Annotated in this window: 14 protein-coding genes; 10 read left to right on the top strand and 4 right to left on the bottom strand. The window is 38.4% G+C overall.

What is annotated here, in order from left to right:
- Nucleotides 1-26 precede the first annotated feature (26 nt).
- Nucleotides 27-1250, bottom strand: a complete 1224-nt coding sequence (locus M5A78_RS20040; protein WP_248737049.1) for a helix-turn-helix domain-containing protein — start codon at nucleotides 1248-1250, stop codon at nucleotides 27-29.
- Nucleotides 1251-1367: 117 nt separating this feature from the next.
- On the opposite strand from M5A78_RS20040, the gene M5A78_RS20035 reads away from it, so the two are divergent.
- The 4 genes from M5A78_RS20035 to nagE all read left to right on the top strand — a co-directional run bounded on the left by M5A78_RS20035 (nucleotide 1368) and on the right by nagE (nucleotide 6686).
- Nucleotides 1368-2672, top strand: coding sequence for an MFS transporter (locus M5A78_RS20035; protein WP_406603725.1), 1305 nt, complete (start codon nucleotides 1368-1370; stop codon nucleotides 2670-2672).
- 356 nt (nucleotides 2673-3028) lie between these two features.
- Nucleotides 3029-4330, top strand: coding sequence for an ATP-binding protein (locus M5A78_RS20030; RefSeq protein WP_248737047.1), 1302 nt, complete (start codon nucleotides 3029-3031; stop codon nucleotides 4328-4330).
- 226 nt (nucleotides 4331-4556) lie between these two features.
- Nucleotides 4557-5042, top strand: a complete 486-nt coding sequence (locus M5A78_RS20025) for a PTS sugar transporter subunit IIA (RefSeq protein ID WP_248737046.1) — start codon at nucleotides 4557-4559, stop codon at nucleotides 5040-5042.
- Between the two features lie 195 nt (nucleotides 5043-5237).
- Complete coding sequence (gene nagE, locus M5A78_RS20020) at nucleotides 5238-6686, top strand: N-acetylglucosamine-specific PTS transporter subunit IIBC (protein ID WP_248737045.1); 1449 nt, start codon at nucleotides 5238-5240, stop codon at nucleotides 6684-6686.
- Nucleotides 6687-6746: 60 nt separating this feature from the next.
- Here the strand turns inward: nagE and M5A78_RS20015 are convergent, their stop codons facing one another.
- On the bottom strand, nucleotides 6747-7565 hold the full coding sequence (locus tag M5A78_RS20015) for a PRD domain-containing protein (protein ID WP_248737044.1): 819 nt from the start codon (nucleotides 7563-7565) through the stop codon (nucleotides 6747-6749).
- Nucleotides 7566-7831: 266 nt separating this feature from the next.
- Here M5A78_RS20015 and M5A78_RS20010 point away from each other — a divergent pair, with 266 nt between their 5' ends.
- The 3 genes from M5A78_RS20010 to M5A78_RS20000 all read left to right on the top strand — a co-directional run bounded on the left by M5A78_RS20010 (nucleotide 7832) and on the right by M5A78_RS20000 (nucleotide 11216).
- Complete coding sequence (locus M5A78_RS20010) at nucleotides 7832-8440, top strand: class I SAM-dependent methyltransferase (RefSeq protein WP_248737043.1); 609 nt, start codon at nucleotides 7832-7834, stop codon at nucleotides 8438-8440.
- A gap of 119 nt (nucleotides 8441-8559) precedes the next feature.
- Nucleotides 8560-9570 (top strand): DUF418 domain-containing protein, encoded by a 1011-nt coding sequence (locus M5A78_RS20005; protein WP_248737042.1) that lies wholly within the window; start codon nucleotides 8560-8562, stop codon nucleotides 9568-9570.
- 185 nt (nucleotides 9571-9755) lie between these two features.
- Entirely contained in the window at nucleotides 9756-11216 is a 1461-nt protein-coding gene (locus tag M5A78_RS20000; protein WP_248737041.1) for a PAS domain-containing sensor histidine kinase, read from the top strand.
- 86 nt (nucleotides 11217-11302) lie between these two features.
- On the opposite strand, the gene M5A78_RS19995 is transcribed toward M5A78_RS20000, so the two are convergent.
- The gene (locus tag M5A78_RS19995; protein WP_248737040.1) at nucleotides 11303-11839 is read right to left on the bottom strand and encodes a ribonuclease H-like YkuK family protein; all 537 of its coding nucleotides are present in this window, start codon (nucleotides 11837-11839) and stop codon (nucleotides 11303-11305) included.
- A gap of 435 nt (nucleotides 11840-12274) precedes the next feature.
- On the opposite strand from M5A78_RS19995, the gene M5A78_RS19990 reads away from it, so the two are divergent.
- From M5A78_RS19990 to M5A78_RS19980, 3 genes are all read left to right on the top strand, one after another.
- Nucleotides 12275-13372: a PfkB family carbohydrate kinase gene (locus M5A78_RS19990; protein ID WP_248737085.1), complete on the top strand. Its 1098-nt coding sequence runs from the start codon at nucleotides 12275-12277 to the stop codon at nucleotides 13370-13372.
- Entirely contained in the window at nucleotides 13369-14283 is a 915-nt protein-coding gene (locus M5A78_RS19985) for a pseudouridine-5'-phosphate glycosidase (protein WP_248737039.1), read from the top strand. Before M5A78_RS19990 ends, M5A78_RS19985 begins: the two co-directional genes overlap by 4 nt.
- Before the next feature lie 360 nt (nucleotides 14284-14643).
- Entirely contained in the window at nucleotides 14644-17037 is a 2394-nt protein-coding gene (locus M5A78_RS19980; RefSeq protein ID WP_248737038.1) for a M14 family zinc carboxypeptidase, read from the top strand.
- Between the two features lie 59 nt (nucleotides 17038-17096).
- On the opposite strand, the gene M5A78_RS19975 is transcribed toward M5A78_RS19980, so the two are convergent.
- Nucleotides 17097-17186, bottom strand: a 90-nt coding sequence (locus M5A78_RS19975; protein ID WP_248736569.1) for an IS3 family transposase, incomplete at its 5' end; no start/stop codon positions are given.

Raw genomic sequence — 17186 nt, 5'->3', positions numbered from 1 at the left:
GAAGTTCGAGGTCTGTAACTACTGAACTATTGCGTCGCTTTGACAGTATTGAACGTCTCAGCAGCAAAGTCTTTGTAAGGTGTATAGGGAAGCCATTCGAAATTCTCGACAGCTATTTTGGCGAACCGAAGAGCGTTATCCATGTTTCCGAGCTCAAGGTAGCAAAGTGCTTTATAGGAGTCCATTACATAAAACAAAGATAAATCAAATGGATGATGCATATAGGTCGGTAGTTCAACTTTTTCTAAACATTTAATGGCTTCGGTAAAGCGACCAATGCCAAACAAGGCTTTACCTTTTTCTAGTAGGTACAAATACCGGTAGATTTCTATCATTTTTGGATCTGCTAAATGCTTTTCGATGATTTCCAATGCTTTTATATAATCATGCTTCTCTGAGATGAACGACATAACCTGAAAAAAATCATGTACGAGGATAGACTGCTTGTCATCTGCAAACTCTCCGTATTGTTTTAACTTCAACGAATAATGTGCTATTGCTTCTTTATTGTGAGTCATTTCTGCGTGTGCAGCGGCGAGTCTATACAAATCATCAATGCGATAAAAGATTCGATGCTCTTTTGAAAAATGAATGGCGTTTTCCATCACATGGGCAGCTGAATCCGAATCACCGACAGCAAAATGTAAAATGGCCTCGTGATAGTCAAAATCCACTCGTGTCATAGGGTCAATGAAAGCGTGGTTTAATTCGATTTTCTTCCGTTCACTTAAGAGAATCTGTAAAGACTGTAAGTAGTCGTGCTCGATAAATTTCACCATGGACCAAAAGATACCAATGTTAGCACGCTTATTTGTTAAATTCATTTGATCGTACATTTTTGCAGCCTTTTCCGAATGATTCTGCCAGCCCGCTTTTTTTTCATGGTAAAGACAACGGCTATATATGTCTAACAATCGTGCTGACTCATATCCCTGGGTAAGGTTTGTGATGTAAGGATCAATTAGAGTAATTAGCTGTTTATTTTTATCAACCATTTTTTCAGACGGTAAATTGTATATCTTCTCCGCTTTTTCGAGGGTTTCATGCAATTCCTGTGAACTTATTTCTTCCAGCAGATCGGCTACTTCCACCTCCAGCCGCTTAGCGATATAATTTAAGCTATCCATTGAAGGATTTGCCTTGTTATTTTCAATTAGGCTAAGCATCCCTTTTGTCAGTTCTTCACCCGCGAGTGCCTCAAGGGTCATCTTTTTCTTTTTTCTTATTTCCCGTATTCTTTCTCCAAACATTAAAAAAGCACGCTCCTAGATTCTTAGTTAGTTTAATTATATTAAACTTTCCCTTGAAATGGAAGAGATTAAGTGGTATGATTTGTTTAATTAAATTAAACATTAGGGGTGGAGATAGTGTTGGATGATCATCAAAAGCTTAAAAAGGCAACCTATCATCTTTGGACATTCACGATTAGCAAATTGATTTCATCGTTTGGTGCACAAGTATATGCTTTCGCGATCAGTTTTTATATTTTACAAGCTACCGGTTCAGCGACTAGTTTTGCCGCGAATTTAATCTGCAACATTTTACCGCGAACACTTGCTGCTCCATTCGCAGGATATATGGTGGATAAATACTCGCGAAAGATGATTGTCATTATTGCACAAATAGCCACAACACTGGCAATTGGAGGATTACTAGCCGTAAGTTTTACATCAGGATTGTCACTTGCCGCGATTTATACTACTTCGTGTATTTTGTCCCTGACTTCTATGTTTTCCGGGGTGACGTTTACGTCCTCGATTACAGGACTCGTTGATAAGGAAAGAGTTCAAAGAGCGATGTCATTAAACCAGATGTCCATTTCCTTTGCGGCCATTGCCAGCCCTGCAGTAGGGGGTTTATTGTACGGAGCCGTTTCAATGCCTGTATTCCTCATCATGTATATGGCAGCTTCGACAATCGCAGTGACGCTTGAATCAACCATGAATTTTAAACTGTTTGCGAACCGAAAAGAACCTGTGATAGGGGAACCGAACGAATCGATGTGGCAAAGTATGAAGGCAGGAATTAGCTATTTGAAATTACAACCGTTGCTCATGACAATCATTTGGATATCACTGTTAATTAATTTCCTCTTTGGTGCTTTTGAGGTTGGCTATTCTTTCATCCTTATTGAAAAAATGAAAATGGTTTCCCAACATTTTGGCTTTACACAAGGGGCATTTGCCATAGGAATGCTGTTTCTATCAATCTATTTCTCGATAAGAAAAGAAGTGAAATTTCCGTTTCTTGTATCAAAGCGAGCTATCATTGGAATGGGAATCTTTATGGGGGCGATTGCCCTGCCCTTAATGATCAAAATGACGTATGGATTGGTTTTTAGTTATTACATGATTACGATGTTCAGTCTTGGTGCACTGATCATCATTGTCAATACACCATTGATGGTTATGATGCAAAAGCAAATCGATGATGATTATAAAGGTCGCATCTTTTCCATTCTTGAAACGATGTCAATGGCGTTGATGCCACTAGGAATGGTCCTATACGGCTTCTTGTACGATGTTTTTCAGGCACAGTGGATCTTACTTTTGTCAGCGAGTTTATTAATTGGCGTTATGCTTGTGCTTGCGAGACCGGCTGTCGTCAGGAAGGCGCATCCTCAACTAGAGAGGGAGCGTTCCCTTAAGCGAGAAGCAGGCGTGGTTTCGTGATCCAAATAAAGTAAACCTTCCTAACAATTAGGAAGGTTTACTTTTTTCTTAAGTATTAAAAATCGGCTTCTTTTTCATAGCTGGTTGCTTTTATCGAAATTTAAGGACGATCTGACCAAAACCCTTCGATTCGCTGATAAAACCGCAAAAGTCGCTGATAAAAGGAACTTGCTCCTTGTCTAAAGCATGACAATTCTTTTTTAGTCTAAGTATTTTGAAGAGCGGAGGTGAAACTGCCACTCTTTTTTTTCGTCTGATGGTGTATAATAAATTTGAAATAAATTGCTGTAATGTTAATAAAAGTATTTAGTGTTTTGCTTTGAATCATATGACTACCTATTTGGAGGAGTTATTTAATGGCTATTGATGTCAAAGTAATTTTATATCAAATATTAATTGTATTTTTTCCAATGGTAGTCTATCATTTATTTTTTCATGAAAAAAACAGGGAACGAAGTAAGGCTTATTCGAAACTAACCCTCACTTTATTGATAATTTTAGTTCTTGCTATGTCTTATCCAATGAAATTTTCAGAGGGATATGTCTATGATTTTAGAATCATTCCCTTTATCATCTCTTTTGTTTATGGAGGAACGATTCCAGGGTTAATCACGGTAATGGTCTTATTAGTTTATCGATTTATGATTGGCGGAGACGGGTTTTATGTCGTTTTAATTAATCATTCACTCACAAGTCTGTTTCTTATCCTTTTGAGAAATAAAATTACAGACTTCCAAAAGAACCATAAGATAGTGTTTGTCAGTTTAGTATTTTTAGCTAATACTTTAATCGTTTTGGTTACCCTTTTCAAAGCGAATCAATTCGAGCAAATTTTCTTCATGGTTGTTTTTTATTTCATTACTTGGATCTGCTTGATGATGGTTGTGTTTGTCATCGAAAATGTTAATCAACAAATAGAGCTTCGTGAGAAATTAAAGAATGATGAAAAATTAAATGTGATTAGTCAATTAGCAGCTTCGGTTGCCCACGAGGTAAGGAATCCGCTGACTTCTGTTCGAGGTTTTTTGCAGTTAATTTCCGACGACGAAAACTTGCAAACTGCTCAGAAAAATTACATTGAAATTGCTTTAAATGAACTGGATCATGCCCAAATTATTATTAATGATTACTTGTCGTTAGCAAAGCCCAATACGGAAGAGTTATCTACTATCAATCTATCTGATGAGGTGAAGAAGACGATTGCCCTGATGACTTCTTATTCGAATATTCAGAACATAACAATCGAGACGAATATTCAAGAATCTCTTTACATAAAAGGAAACAGAAGTGAAATCAAGCAGGTGTTAGTCAATATTATCAAGAATGGCATTGAAGCGATGAAAACAGGAGGAACTCTTACGGTTAATACGATTGAGATGGGTGGTACCATCACCATCGAAATCATTGATAGTGGAAAAGGGATGACGAAAAGCCAAATTAAGAAGATTGGAACTCCCTTTTTTACAACAAAGGAAAAAGGCACCGGCGTCGGGCTTACTATTTCATTCCAGCTTATTCGGGCAATGAAAGGCAAAATTAAGGTGGAAAGTGAACTTGGGAAAGGGACCATCTTTACAATCCAATTCCCGAGTATGAATGAACTAAATGAAAGGGAAAATTCTGTTGAATCTATTGAAAAAAACCTTCTGCTTAAATAGGGAATTTTTTCCTTTAAAAAAATGATTGCGTTTTCATATTGTATTTTTATAAATTAATGGTATTATTAATTGTAAGTTTAATTATGATCACATGTTACTGATACGATCAGGCATGGTGGTAGAATGAATGGATGTCTACATCTGTTTATTTGTACCCCCATGCCTTTTTTGTTGTTTCTTTTACATCTTTTGGGAACTATAAACAAAAAGCAAAGGAGTTATGGTTATGAAGTTTAATTTTTTTAAAAAAGATGCAGTGGATTTTTATACACCAGTTAATGGTAAGATTGTTCCACTTGAGGAAGTTCCAGATCCTGTTTTCAGTCAAAAGATGATGGGGGAAGGGATTGCGGTGATACCGACAAACGGAAATATTTATGCCCCGGTAAAGGGGACCGTTATTCTTGTTGCTGCTACTAAGCATGCGATTGGCATTCGTGCTGAGGATGGGTCAGAAATCCTCATTCATGTCGGTTTAGAAACTGTTTCTTTAGAAGGCAAGGGGTTTAACGTTGCAGTTAAAGAAGGGGACAGAGTTTCTGCCGGACAATTACTAATTGAGGTTGATTGGGAATATATTAATATAAATGCAAAAAGCACGATCACACCGATTGTGATTACCAATAGTCAAGAAGGTAAGAAGCATTATGCCTTCACTGAGGAAAAAGAAGGTACTGCCGGCAAGACCGTTATTTTCACAGCCTCTGTGTAATTGGTTTGAAGTGAAGGGCTGTTTCCTAATTCAGTCCTTCACATTAATAAAAATTATCTTGAAGGAGGTGATTAACACAATAATAAATCGGATATAAGGCTGCTATTCGTCATTCTTTTGTAGGAATTATTCGTATTCATTGTTCGTTTTATTGACAGTTTAGTAGTTTGATTAAAATTTATGGGAGGTAAAAAAATGAAAAAGTATTTTCAAAAACTTGGTAGTTCTTTGATGTTACCGGTTGCAATCTTACCAGCTGCAGCCCTTTTACTAGGTATTGGCTATTGGATCGATCCAACAGGCTGGGGGGCGGATAGTCCGTTTGCTGCTTTCTTAATTAAAGCCGGGGGCTCAATTATTGATAATATACCAATCCTATTTGCTGTAGGTGTAGCATTGGGTATGGCAAAGGAAAAAGATGGCTCATCGGCGCTAAGTGGTTTGGTTGCCTATCTGGTCGTAACAACCTTACTTTCAACCGGCTCGGTTGCTTTGCTGGAGGGAATTGATGCAGCAAAGGTAGACCCTGCGTTTGCTAAAATCGGAAATGCCTTTGTGGGTATTCTTTCAGGTATTGTTGCTTCGATGATGTACAATCGTTTTAGTCATGTAAAGCTGCCAGATGCATTTGCCTTCTTTAGTGGGAAACGCCTGGTACCAATTATGACAGCGGTTGCAATGTTGGTGGTGTCTGGTGCATTGTTCTTTATTTGGCCAGTCATCTATACTGCATTAGTTTCTTTTGGTAAAACAATTAGTGATTTAGGTGCTTTTGGTGCGGGACTTTACGGTTTCTTCAACAGACTTTTAATTCCAACTGGGTTACACCATGCCTTAAACTCCGTGTTCTGGTTTGATGTTGCGGGAATCAATGATATTGGAAACTTCTTGTCAGGTAAAGGTGAAAAAGGAGTTACAGGAATGTATCAAGCAGGATTCTTCCCAATCATGATGTTTGGGTTGCCTGCTGCAGCATTAGCGATGGTTCATACTGCAAAAACAAAAAAGAAAAAACAAATAGCTTCATTAATGTTGGCAGCAGGTTTTGCTTCCTTCTTGACAGGGGTAACAGAACCAATAGAATTTGCTTTCATGTTCTTAGCTCCAATGCTTTATCTTGTGCATGCCATTTTAACTGGTCTTTCATTGGCGATTGCAGCTACATTCCATTGGACAGCAGGATTTGCCTTTAGTGGAGGATTTATCGACTTTTTCTTAAGTTTAAAAAATCCAATGGCAAATCACCCATACTGGTTAATTGTTCAAGGACTAGTATTTGCGGTCATCTATTACTTCTTATTCCGCTTTATCATTACGAAATTCAACCTTAAGACTCCTGGTCGTGAAGATGATGATGAAGAGACTGAAGAAATTTCTCTTGCGAAAGGTGAGAGTAAATTTGCTTCGATGGCAGCGCAAATTTACGCAGGCCTAGGCGGCGACGCTAACGTCGTGTCGGTTGACAATTGTGTAACTCGTCTAAGAATGGAAGTAAAAGATATGAAGGCCGTTGACCAAAAGAAAATTAAAGCGACAGGCGTACCGGGAATTAATGTTGTCGGTCCGCAAAGCATTCAAGTTATTGTCGGAACCAATGTACAATTTGTTGCCGATGAAATTATCAAGATCCGCAAGAACAAGTAGAAATATCATAGCTGGTATTGATGCGAAAACGCCTGGACAGCATAGAGGTCCAGGCGTTTTTTATCGCTTTCGTAATCTTTCGATATGAAGGGTTAAGTATCCGAGTTCGTGCTCTGGCAGTTGTATGGCGTGATTTTGCGAAAGTTCCTTGGCAACTTTCTTCGCACAGTTATAGGCGGTTGGGAATTTATTGGTGATCATTTTCAGCATCTCGTCATCGATTGTATTCGGCTCACCATTGCTGATTCTAGAAATAGCAAAGCGAAGATGGGTCATTAAGCGCTGGTAAGAAAGATCGTCTTCGTCAATTTCAATGTTTAAGTCATCCTTAATGATCTGGACCATATCCCCAATGATCGCTGTTTGCCGCAGTGTTTGCTTCATGTCCCCACCATTTAGGTTAGCGGTGTGAAGATGAAGGGCAATAAAGGCTGCTTCATCTGCGGGCATTTTAATAGTTGTCTTTTTCTCAATATGCCTAAGGGCCCACATACCGATTTCAAATTCCTTTTTATAAAGGATTTTTATTTCATGAAAAAGCTTATTTTTAAGATTAATTCCGTCTCGTACTCTTTCAATGGCAAATGATAAGTGATCAGTTAGGGCGATATGGATATGATCATTTAATTTACATCCAAGGGAGTCTTCAGCGTAGGTGATAATCTCCTCTGAGAGGGTAAAATGTTCTTCGGGTATTTGGAGGAGGAGCTGTTGGAATTTTTCATTTCCCTTCATGACAAATAGTTTTTCAATTTTACCTGGGTTAATAATATCATTTTTCTTTTTTTGAAAAGCGATTCCCCCGCCAATGGCAATCTTCTCTTCATTGTTATCTGAAACGACAACGGCATTGTTATTTAATATTTTTTTAATTTTCATATGAAACCATCTCCTTGTTCCTTTCTTCCAAACAGAGGATTAATGATTAAGGTTTTGTAGAAATGATTTTAATCTTTCGGTGCTAGAACAAAATCATTCTTCTATTTTATTAGACTTTCGACATTATACCACTATTTCCTTCTTTTATTGCAGATATTCAGGAGAAATGGGGGGATGGCTTGGTTTTAATGTCTTTTTTTCAAAAAATAGTTTAATCTAAATAAAGCATAGTTGCTGTTATAAACAAACTTGAATAGGTGTAATCAATGAAAGAATATTATTATGATAAATTATTGAACATAAAAACAAGAGGGGAGCAGCAGGGGTTTCATAAGTCCCTGCACTATCACCGCTATGAGCCGACGCCTTATAGCGCCCTGGAGGAACTATTTCGTCATTATGAAGTGGAGAGCAGTGATCGAGTGGTTGATTTCGGGTGCGGGAAAGGGCGGTTAAACTTTTATATCGAATATTTTTTCCATGCTTCAGTGGTCGGGGTGGAAATGGACGGGACTCTTTTTCAGGCTGCAGTTGAAAATCGCGGGAGTTACGTGAGGAGAACCAAAAATAGTTTGGATAAAATTCAGTTTCATTGTTGCCTGGCAGAAGAGTATGAAATAGATTCAAGGGATAATCGCTTTTATTTCTTCAATCCGTTTTCGATTCAAGTGTTTAGGAAAATCGTAAATAACATCCTGCTGTCAGTGGAAGAATCAGAGCGGAATATTGAATTGGTGTTATATTATCCATCAGAGGATTATATTTATTTTCTTGAAAACCATACTTCTTTTGAGTTAAAAAGAGAAGTCCAATTGCCGTATTTATATGAACATAATCCAAATGAAAGATTTTTGATCTATCGGCTAGAATACTAGAGAGGGATCTGAGTTCATATGTATCGGTGTCAGTTTTGGTGTCAGGCACCACTTGTGGACATTTGTCCGTCTGTTGTGGACATCATTTGGGTGTCGGGCACCACTTTAAGGAGGCGGCGATGGAGTTAAATAAACGGATTGATATGCTTGATTATTTGCGGGGATTTGCGCTGATGGGAATCATTTTGGTGAATATAATCCCTTTGCTGTCTGTGAAGCTACCGGCGCCCCACACCATAAATTCTTCTTACTGGAGGTTTTTATATTTATTTGTGGAAGGGCGTTTTTATACGATTTTTACCTTTCTGTTTGGGGTTGGATTTTATATTTTTATCACACGGGCCAATGCGAAAGGAAGGAACGGATTCGTTTTATTTCTGAGAAGAATCGCCGCATTATTTATCATCGGCTTGGTCCATGTCCAGTTTCATCCTGGCGAAGCGCTTACAGTATACGCTATTTGTGGCCTATTTATTTTGCCTTTTTACAATGTCAATAAAATGGTTAATCTTGTGTTTGGAACCGTCTTGTTAATGATTTTGGGAATCGTTTCATTTAAGCTTTTCATGGTTTTTCCTCTTATGTTATTGGGAATTGCCGCCGGGCAATATCGGGTATTTGAAAACCTTAGACAACATTGGAAAACGACAGCTATTTTTACAGGGGTTATGTTTTTATTAAGTACATCGGCGCTTATGTATCAATACCAATTTATTCCTGTTGTGTTTGGCAATGGATCGGAAGGGGATTACCAGGAGACACAGCACTTTTTGAACATTGGGATTACGATTGGCCCGATTATCTCGGCGTTTTATATGGGGCTCATGATCTTACTTTTACAATTCCCCTTGGTTCAGAAAGTATTATCACCGTTAAAAAGCTACGGGCGAATGGCACTAACAAACTACATTTCACAAACTGTCTTCATATTACTGGCGGGGAAGATGCTGCATTTATTCAACCATATTACTTATGTTCAATCGCTTTATTTATGTTTGGCCATCTATTTTGTTCAACTTATCTTCAGTACGATTTGGCTGCGCTTCTTTAGATTCGGGCCATTGGAATGGATGTGGAGAGTGGTGACCTATTTTGAAATTCCGCCACTCAAAAAAAGCACTAAAACATGAGTGGCAAGGCATCAGGTTTTCCTTGTCAAATAAAATAAGGGTGTCAGGCACCGCGAATGGACAAATGTCCTTTCATGGTGCCTGACACCCTATAAGTGACACCCTTTAAAATTTCTATTTTCTTTATTCTAAAATTCTGTAAAATGGAGAAAGATAGGATATCTGACCTGTTTGGAGAGATGAACATGCCGAAAAGTTTCCCTATTATTGGAAAAGAAGATAAATCTATTATCCTTAATCCAGATGAAATAATTGATCTTTTTCTCAATTGTTCCGCTGACGGAATCTGTATTATCGATATGGAGGACCGGTTTATTCGAGTAAATCAAATGTATACTAAAATTTTCGGATTTACAGAAGATGTTTTACTAGGAAGAAAATATGATGATTTTCCCATTCCTGATTCAGTAAAGGAAATAAAAGAAAATGTTAAATTAGGTAGTCCATTCCATAATATTATTACTCAACGTTTTCATAAAGATGGAAGAGTTCTTGATATAGCAGTTTCCTATTCTCCTTTTCGAAATTCCAAGGGAGAAATATTCGCTATAATAGCCATTTACCGTGATATTACTGATAGTGTATTTATAGGAAAAGAATTGAAAAGAACTCGTGAGTTATATAAATTAATCACGGAAAATACAGAAGATATGATTAAGGTTTATTCGAAGGATAAAAAGATTGTCTATGCATCACCCTCTCACGAAAGGGCTCTGGGGTATACCCCAGAGCAATTGATTGGTCGAGATATATTTGACATTATCTCTCCTGATGATAGGGGGCATTTTGAAAGAGTGTTTCAAAAACTAGTCGAAACAAATGAGCCCCAGCTATTCCAAGTAAAGGTGTTGACTGGAGATAAAGAAATCATTTATTCTGAATCAAATCTTTCTCCCATCTATAACGAACAAAAAGAAATCGAATCATATGTTTCGGTTGGGAGAAATATTACGGATAGAGTAAAGAATGATCAGGCACTTCGTAATTTAGACCGTCTTTCCATAATCGGTCAATTAGCGGCAGGTGTAGCTCATGAAATACGAAACCCATTGACTTCTTTAAAAGGGTTCTCAAAACTTTTGAAAAGTACGCCTAACAAGGAAAAACAAGACCACTACTTATCGATAATTATGAACGAATTAGATCGTATTGATATAATTGTCAATGAATTTATGTCACTTGCGAAACCGCAAGCCATTCAATATGAACGAGAAAGTCTTTACTTAATACTTGAAAGCACGGTTAACATTCTTCACCCACAAGCCTTACTACATAATGTGCAAATCATAAACCACTATCAAGCAAACGATATCGATTTACTTTGCAGCCCACACCAACTGAAGCAGGTCTTTGTCAATTTTATTAAAAACGCCATTGAAGCCATGCCTAACGGTGGAGATATCCATATTAAGGTAGAGAAAGTTGAAGGAAATAAAGTGTTAATTCATATTTTCGATGAGGGCATCGGCATCGCCACAGACTTAATGCGCTATTTAGGTACTCCATTCTATACAACGAAGGAAAAAGGAATCGGACTTGGCCTAACAGTCAGCAATAAGATCATCCAAGAACACAAGGGCACCATGAAAATCGAAAGCCAGCCAGGACAAGGCACCACAATAATAATTGAACTAGAATATATTTAGGGTGTCGAGCATCACACGTGGACAAATGTTGTATTTTGTCCGCGTATGGTGGACATTTGTCTTTTTGTGGTGCCTGACACCATACACTATTTGGTGTAGCGGTTGGCATAGCTGGAGGCGACGAAGGCGTTTGGTTTGATTTTGGGTTCGACTCCCATGGATTCTATTCTTGATACCATTTCTTTGACAAATTCACTGGTTTTATTTCGTTTCCCCGCCCCAATATCGATATGACCCTCCATGATAAATGTTGCGCCTTGATAGAGATATGGAAGGACAATCTGGATTAATTCATTTTTTTTCTCCTCTGTGAACATAGAAACAATTTCTTCTGTTAAGGATAGTTCAAGAGAGATCCGCTCATGTAAATGGGTCATTTTTCTGGGAACTATCACTTTTCTAATACACGCCCAAACACCGTTCCCTTCATTTTGAATAACTATTCCAGTGATAAAGGTAGTCTGGGATTTGTGAACCTGTGAATCTGTTCCCACCATTAGGCGGAAGTTTCCACTTGGATCTATGTTCATGAACTCGATTATCCGTTCAAAAACCTGTTCAAACATTATTTCATTCTCTTGGAGATTTTGAAACGACTGGTGATAAGTCTGGGATTTTTTCATATTTAAGCACCACATCTTTCCCTTCATGTTGGAAAATTCAGTTTTGGTTCTTTCCACATTTTATGGAAAGGGGATAATTGGCGTGCAGCCGTTGAAAAATTCGTTTTTATTCTCTATATTTTTTGGGGGAATGGGTGCAATTAGAATGAAACGTCCGAGTTAGGTTTCCATTTTTTTAATAATCTGCTGGATAACAAATGATGCTTCACTCGGTATGACCATCCTAGGTACGTCTCCGTTTTTTGACCGATCATGTTTAAGGCTTATCGGTTTTGGCTTTACCCTTTGCGGGATTGATGAATGTATTTTGTTTGTTTTGATTAAGTTAAGATAGTCAAAAAGGAGTTGACCTATTTAACAATGAGGAGTACAATGTAAACATAAGTTCTGATTTTAAACAAAAGTTTAAAAGGAGGTGAGTGTGTGACTGAGAGAATGACCGAGAAAGAGCAGTTAATTTTTAATTTGATTCAAAAGAACCCCTATATTTCTCAGCAGGAGCTTGCAGAGGCTTTGGGTCTTTCAAGGCCTTCGATTGCTAATATTATTTCCGGGCTTACTAGAAAAGGCGAAATCTTAGGGCGGGCTTATGTTTTAAATGAGTCACAGCAAATTGTTTGTATCGGCGGGGCTAACTTAGACCGAAAATTCCAAGTAAAGAACAAGGCACAGTTGGGTACTTCTAACCCTATTCAATCAGCTAAGAGTGTGGGAGGAGTCGCAAGAAACATCGCCGAGAATTTAGGTCGTCTTGGAATGGGAGTATCGTTAGTAACAGCATGTGGTACTGACAGTGATTGGTCGTTCATTGAAGAATCATCAACACTCTATATGCATTTAGATCAAGTGGCTAAAATCCCTGGAAAGTCAACAGGGTCGTATACTGCTGTTCTAGATACGGACGGCGAGTTAATTATAGCTCTTGCCGATATGGAAGTGTATGAGTCCATTACACCAGAATTACTCCAAAAACAGGATGTTTTATTAAGTAGGGCAAAATGCATTGTGGCAGACTTAAACTGTCCAAAGGAAACTTTGCAATTTTTATGCCAATTTGCGAGAAAACATGATAGACCGATCGCTTTAATACCGGTTTCATCACCGAAAATGAATCGAATACCTGATGATTTAGATGGGATAGCTTGGTTAATAACTAACCGTGATGAATCGGAAACGTATTTTAATATTAAAATAACCAATGAAGATGAGTGGAAGCTTGCCCTTGAAAAATGGCTCTCACTTGGTATAGCTAATGTTGTTATTACCAATGGGAAAAAAGGGGCAATGATTGCGAATAATGAAGAAGGAATTTTTCATATGCCTTCGATTGAAACAAAGGATATCCTGGATGTAACCGGTGCGGGGGATGCATTTTCTTCTGCAGTAATTTATTCTTGGTTAAATGGTAAAAATTTAAGGGATATTGCCAAGGCTGGAGCGGTTAACGCCTCAAAGACCTTACAATCATCCTACACCGTACGCCAGGATTTATCAGCGGCACAACTACAAAAAGACATGGAGGAATTATCATGAAACAATACATTACATTATCTGAAGAAGTACGTGTAGCGAAAGAACAAGGAAAACCAATCATAGCTTTGGAGTCGACGATCATTTCACATGGCATGCCTTATCCACAAAATGTGATAACTGCCCGTGAAGTAGAACAAATTATTCGTGACAATGGAGCAGTACCAGCTACAATTGCCATTTTAGATGGAAAAATTAAAATTGGTTTATCTGATGATGAGCTTGAAATGTTCGGGAAAAGCTCAGATGTTGCCAAAGCATCTCGCCGTGATTTAGCCTATTTGGTTGCTACTAAGAAAAAAGGGGCAACAACAGTTGCTGCGACGATGATTTGTGCAGAACTCGCTGGAATTCATATTTTCGTAACTGGCGGAATTGGCGGCGTACACCGTGGTGCTGAAACAACAATGGATATTTCAGCCGATTTAGAAGAACTAGCACAAACGAATGTAGCTGTTATCTGTGCAGGCGCTAAATCTATCTTAGATTTAGGTTTAACAATGGAATATCTTGAAACAAAAGGTGTGCCAGTGATGGGGTATCAAACGGATCTACTTCCATCATTCTATACTCGCTCAAGTAAATTCCCAGTAAACTTCCGTGCAGATGATGCCGAAAGCATTGCTTCAACATTAAAAACGAAATGGGATTTGGGATTAAAGGGTGGAGCTGTTATTGCTAATCCAATCCCAGAAGAGTATGCAATGGATGAGCAAATGATTACTGATGTAATCGAAACTGCTTTAAAAGAAGCGGAGGAAAACAACATCTCAGGTAAAGATGCAACACCATTCCTACTAGCAAAAGTAAAAGAATTAACTGGTGGAAAAAGCTTAGATTCAAACATTCAGTTAGTAAAAAATAACGCCGTGTTAGGTTCAAAAATTGCTGTAAGCTTAGAGTCTTTGAAATAGATCCTTCGAAAAATAGCATAAAAATAGTTTAAAACAATAAAAATGGCAGAGAGACCTTTCTCTCTGCCATTTTTTTATGCACTTTTCTTAGTGTGTCATTAGTAATTAGGGTGTCAGGCACCGTTCGTGGACATTTGTCCGTCCTGAGCGGACATGTTGTGAACTAGATTTTAAATATGTAATAATAAAATTTTTTGTTCATAGAATGGTAGTGTGTGTGTTGTTACTTTTAACCTAGTAATAATTCATGGTTGTTTAGGAGAAAGGCTGGATGGAATTTAATGGTTTTCATAATAAAATAGGAGGTAATAAGTAATTATGCATACGATTAAATAATTATTCGAAAATGGAGGTTTTTGAATGAAGAAAAAGAAAAAGAAAAAGAAAGTGGTTGCCGGCATTTTAGTTGTGGGTTTGCTTACTACAGTACCATTGACACCTGGATTTGCTGATGCGCCAAAATGGACAAGCGTCAATGTTTACGAGGAACAAGATGGAAGTAAGTTTAATAGTGAAAACTATGACTTTGTGAAATTCTCGCAAATCGGCTCCAAGTTGAAAGCAATTGAGAAACAATCGAACCGTGTGAAAGTCGATGTTCGCGGGACTTCAGCGGATGGACATCCTCTTTATGTTGTAACCATTGCTGACCCTGATTCTCATGGAAAGTTTGGAAAAATCCAGGCGTTAAGAAAGCAAATGTTTAAAAACCCAGGCAAGGCTCAGGATTGGATAGCCAACAATCCAGACTTTAAAGTGCCAATCATGATTAATGGTTCCATTCATGGTACAGAATTTGCTGGAACCGATGCCATACTTCAGTTAATTGAACGCTTTGCCACAGAGAATGACCAAGAGACGAAAAACATTTTGGCAAATAACATTCTCATTTTTAACGTTGTCCAAAATCCTGATGGACGTGTCGATGCCACCCGGTTTAATGGCGAGGGGATTGACTTGAATCGTGACTTTATTACCCAGTCCCAGCCGGAAACGAGAGAAACTGCTGAGCTCATTAAAGAATGGAACCCAATGGTGTTCCTTGATACACATGGATACGTGAAAAATTACGCGCCAAACCGACAAGGGTTGATTGAACCTTGTACGCCGCCGCATAATCCTAACTACGAATATGATCTTTATAACAAATGGGCATATAAGCAGGCAGAAGCGATGGAAAATGAGATTATGATGAAGAAGGGTCAATTCTCGGATAATAAATTGTACCAAAATATGCAAGGCGTCTATATTCCACAGCGCAATGACAAGGATGGATGGGATGACTATCCGCCAATTTTCACTCCAATGTATGCGATGTATCATGGGGCTTACGGTCATACGTTAGAGACACCGACAAATGATTGGGATGGTGTGCGTTGGATGTACAACGCCATTATTGGTGCTCTTAATTTTTCCACAGAGAACAAACAAGCCATGATTACCGACCAAATCGAAATGTTTAAACGCGGCATAAACTTTGACCATCCGTTTCATAAAGAGGGTTTCTTCCCTAAAGCCTATATCCTTCCGGTTAATGAAAAAGATCCGACTGTAACCAATAAAGCCGTTAATCATTTAATCAACAATGACATTGATGTGGTTCAGGCTCCTAAGGCATTCAATGTGGATGGGAAATCATATCCTAAAGGGACGTACATCGTTAATATGGACCAGGCAAAAGCTGGATTAGCCAATACTATGCTTTGGAAGGGTGAAGATATCACCAATGATATCGACGCGATGTATGATATTTCAGCATGGAGTCTGCCAGAACTCTGGGGCTTTGAAGCGATACCTACACAAAGTTCTGTTGATGTTACAACAACAAAATTGAACAAAATATCGGAAGAAGGATCTGTTTCCGGTAAAGGTCCATTCTTGATTCCAAACAGCTCCGTAAAAGCTGTCAATCTAGTAAATACGTTGCTTCAACAAGGGCTACCTGTTGTACGCGATTCCAAAGGTAATTTTTACACAGAAGCAGCAGCAAATAAAATCTCCGAAGCTGTTAAGGAATCTGGAATTCAGGTGGAATCCACCGCGAAGGTACCGGCAGATGCCACTCCATTATCCAACTTGAAAGTTGCGATTCTTAAGGACGGCGGCATAAGTAAAGTCCAGTCCCACAGCGGAACAAAGCTTTCCTTAAGGAGACTTGGCTTCGAGGTAACAGAAGTGACACCAGTAGAAGTTGCCGAAAAAGGATTAAAAGAGTTTGATGTATTTGTTTACAGCGGATCATCCAACCTCATTACTGTCATCACAAGTGCTTCAAATAAAGAATTTGGCCCTCAAGATAAGGCTCAGGAAGCGAAGTTAAGAGCGAACATTACAAACTTTGTAGCTCAAGGTGGTAAATATATAGCAGTAGGATCCAGCGCTTCACAGGCAACGAAAACGCTAGGGTTAACGGACGATACAATTAATAACGGTGGTTCAGATAGCAATGGAATTGTGAAGGTCAACTATGAGGGGGCGGGTCTAACAGCCGGGTATGGACAGGATGATCTCGGATTTGTTTATCGTCCTACATGGTATACCAATACTGGAAATGATAAAGTGGTGGCAAGATATGCAAACACTGATGATTTCTTTATAGCGGGTCATTGGAGAAATAACAGAAACGCTAAAGGTCAGGCAGTAATGGTCAAAGAGCAGGATAAGGATGTAACCTTAATTGGTCTGGAGGCGGGCTTCAGAGATCATACAGATTACCTATTCCGACTGCTATCCAATGCCATTTTTGAAAAATAATGTGATTGAAGGAGCCTGACTCTGTAACTGATCTGACCCAATAAAGTTAGACAAATATTTTAGGCTACTTTGAGGACCTGAGTTCGGTATTCTACTGGGCTTAGGTCTTTTAATTTTGCCTTTATTCGTTTGTTATTGTAATAGTGAAT

It is taken from the genome of Neobacillus rhizosphaerae, from assembly GCF_937468385.1.
GTDB lineage: Bacteria > Bacillota > Bacilli > Bacillales > Cytobacillaceae > Neobacillus > Neobacillus rhizosphaerae.
The sequence above is the reverse complement of the archived record's forward strand: the minus strand, read 5'-3'. Positions and strand labels throughout refer to the sequence as shown.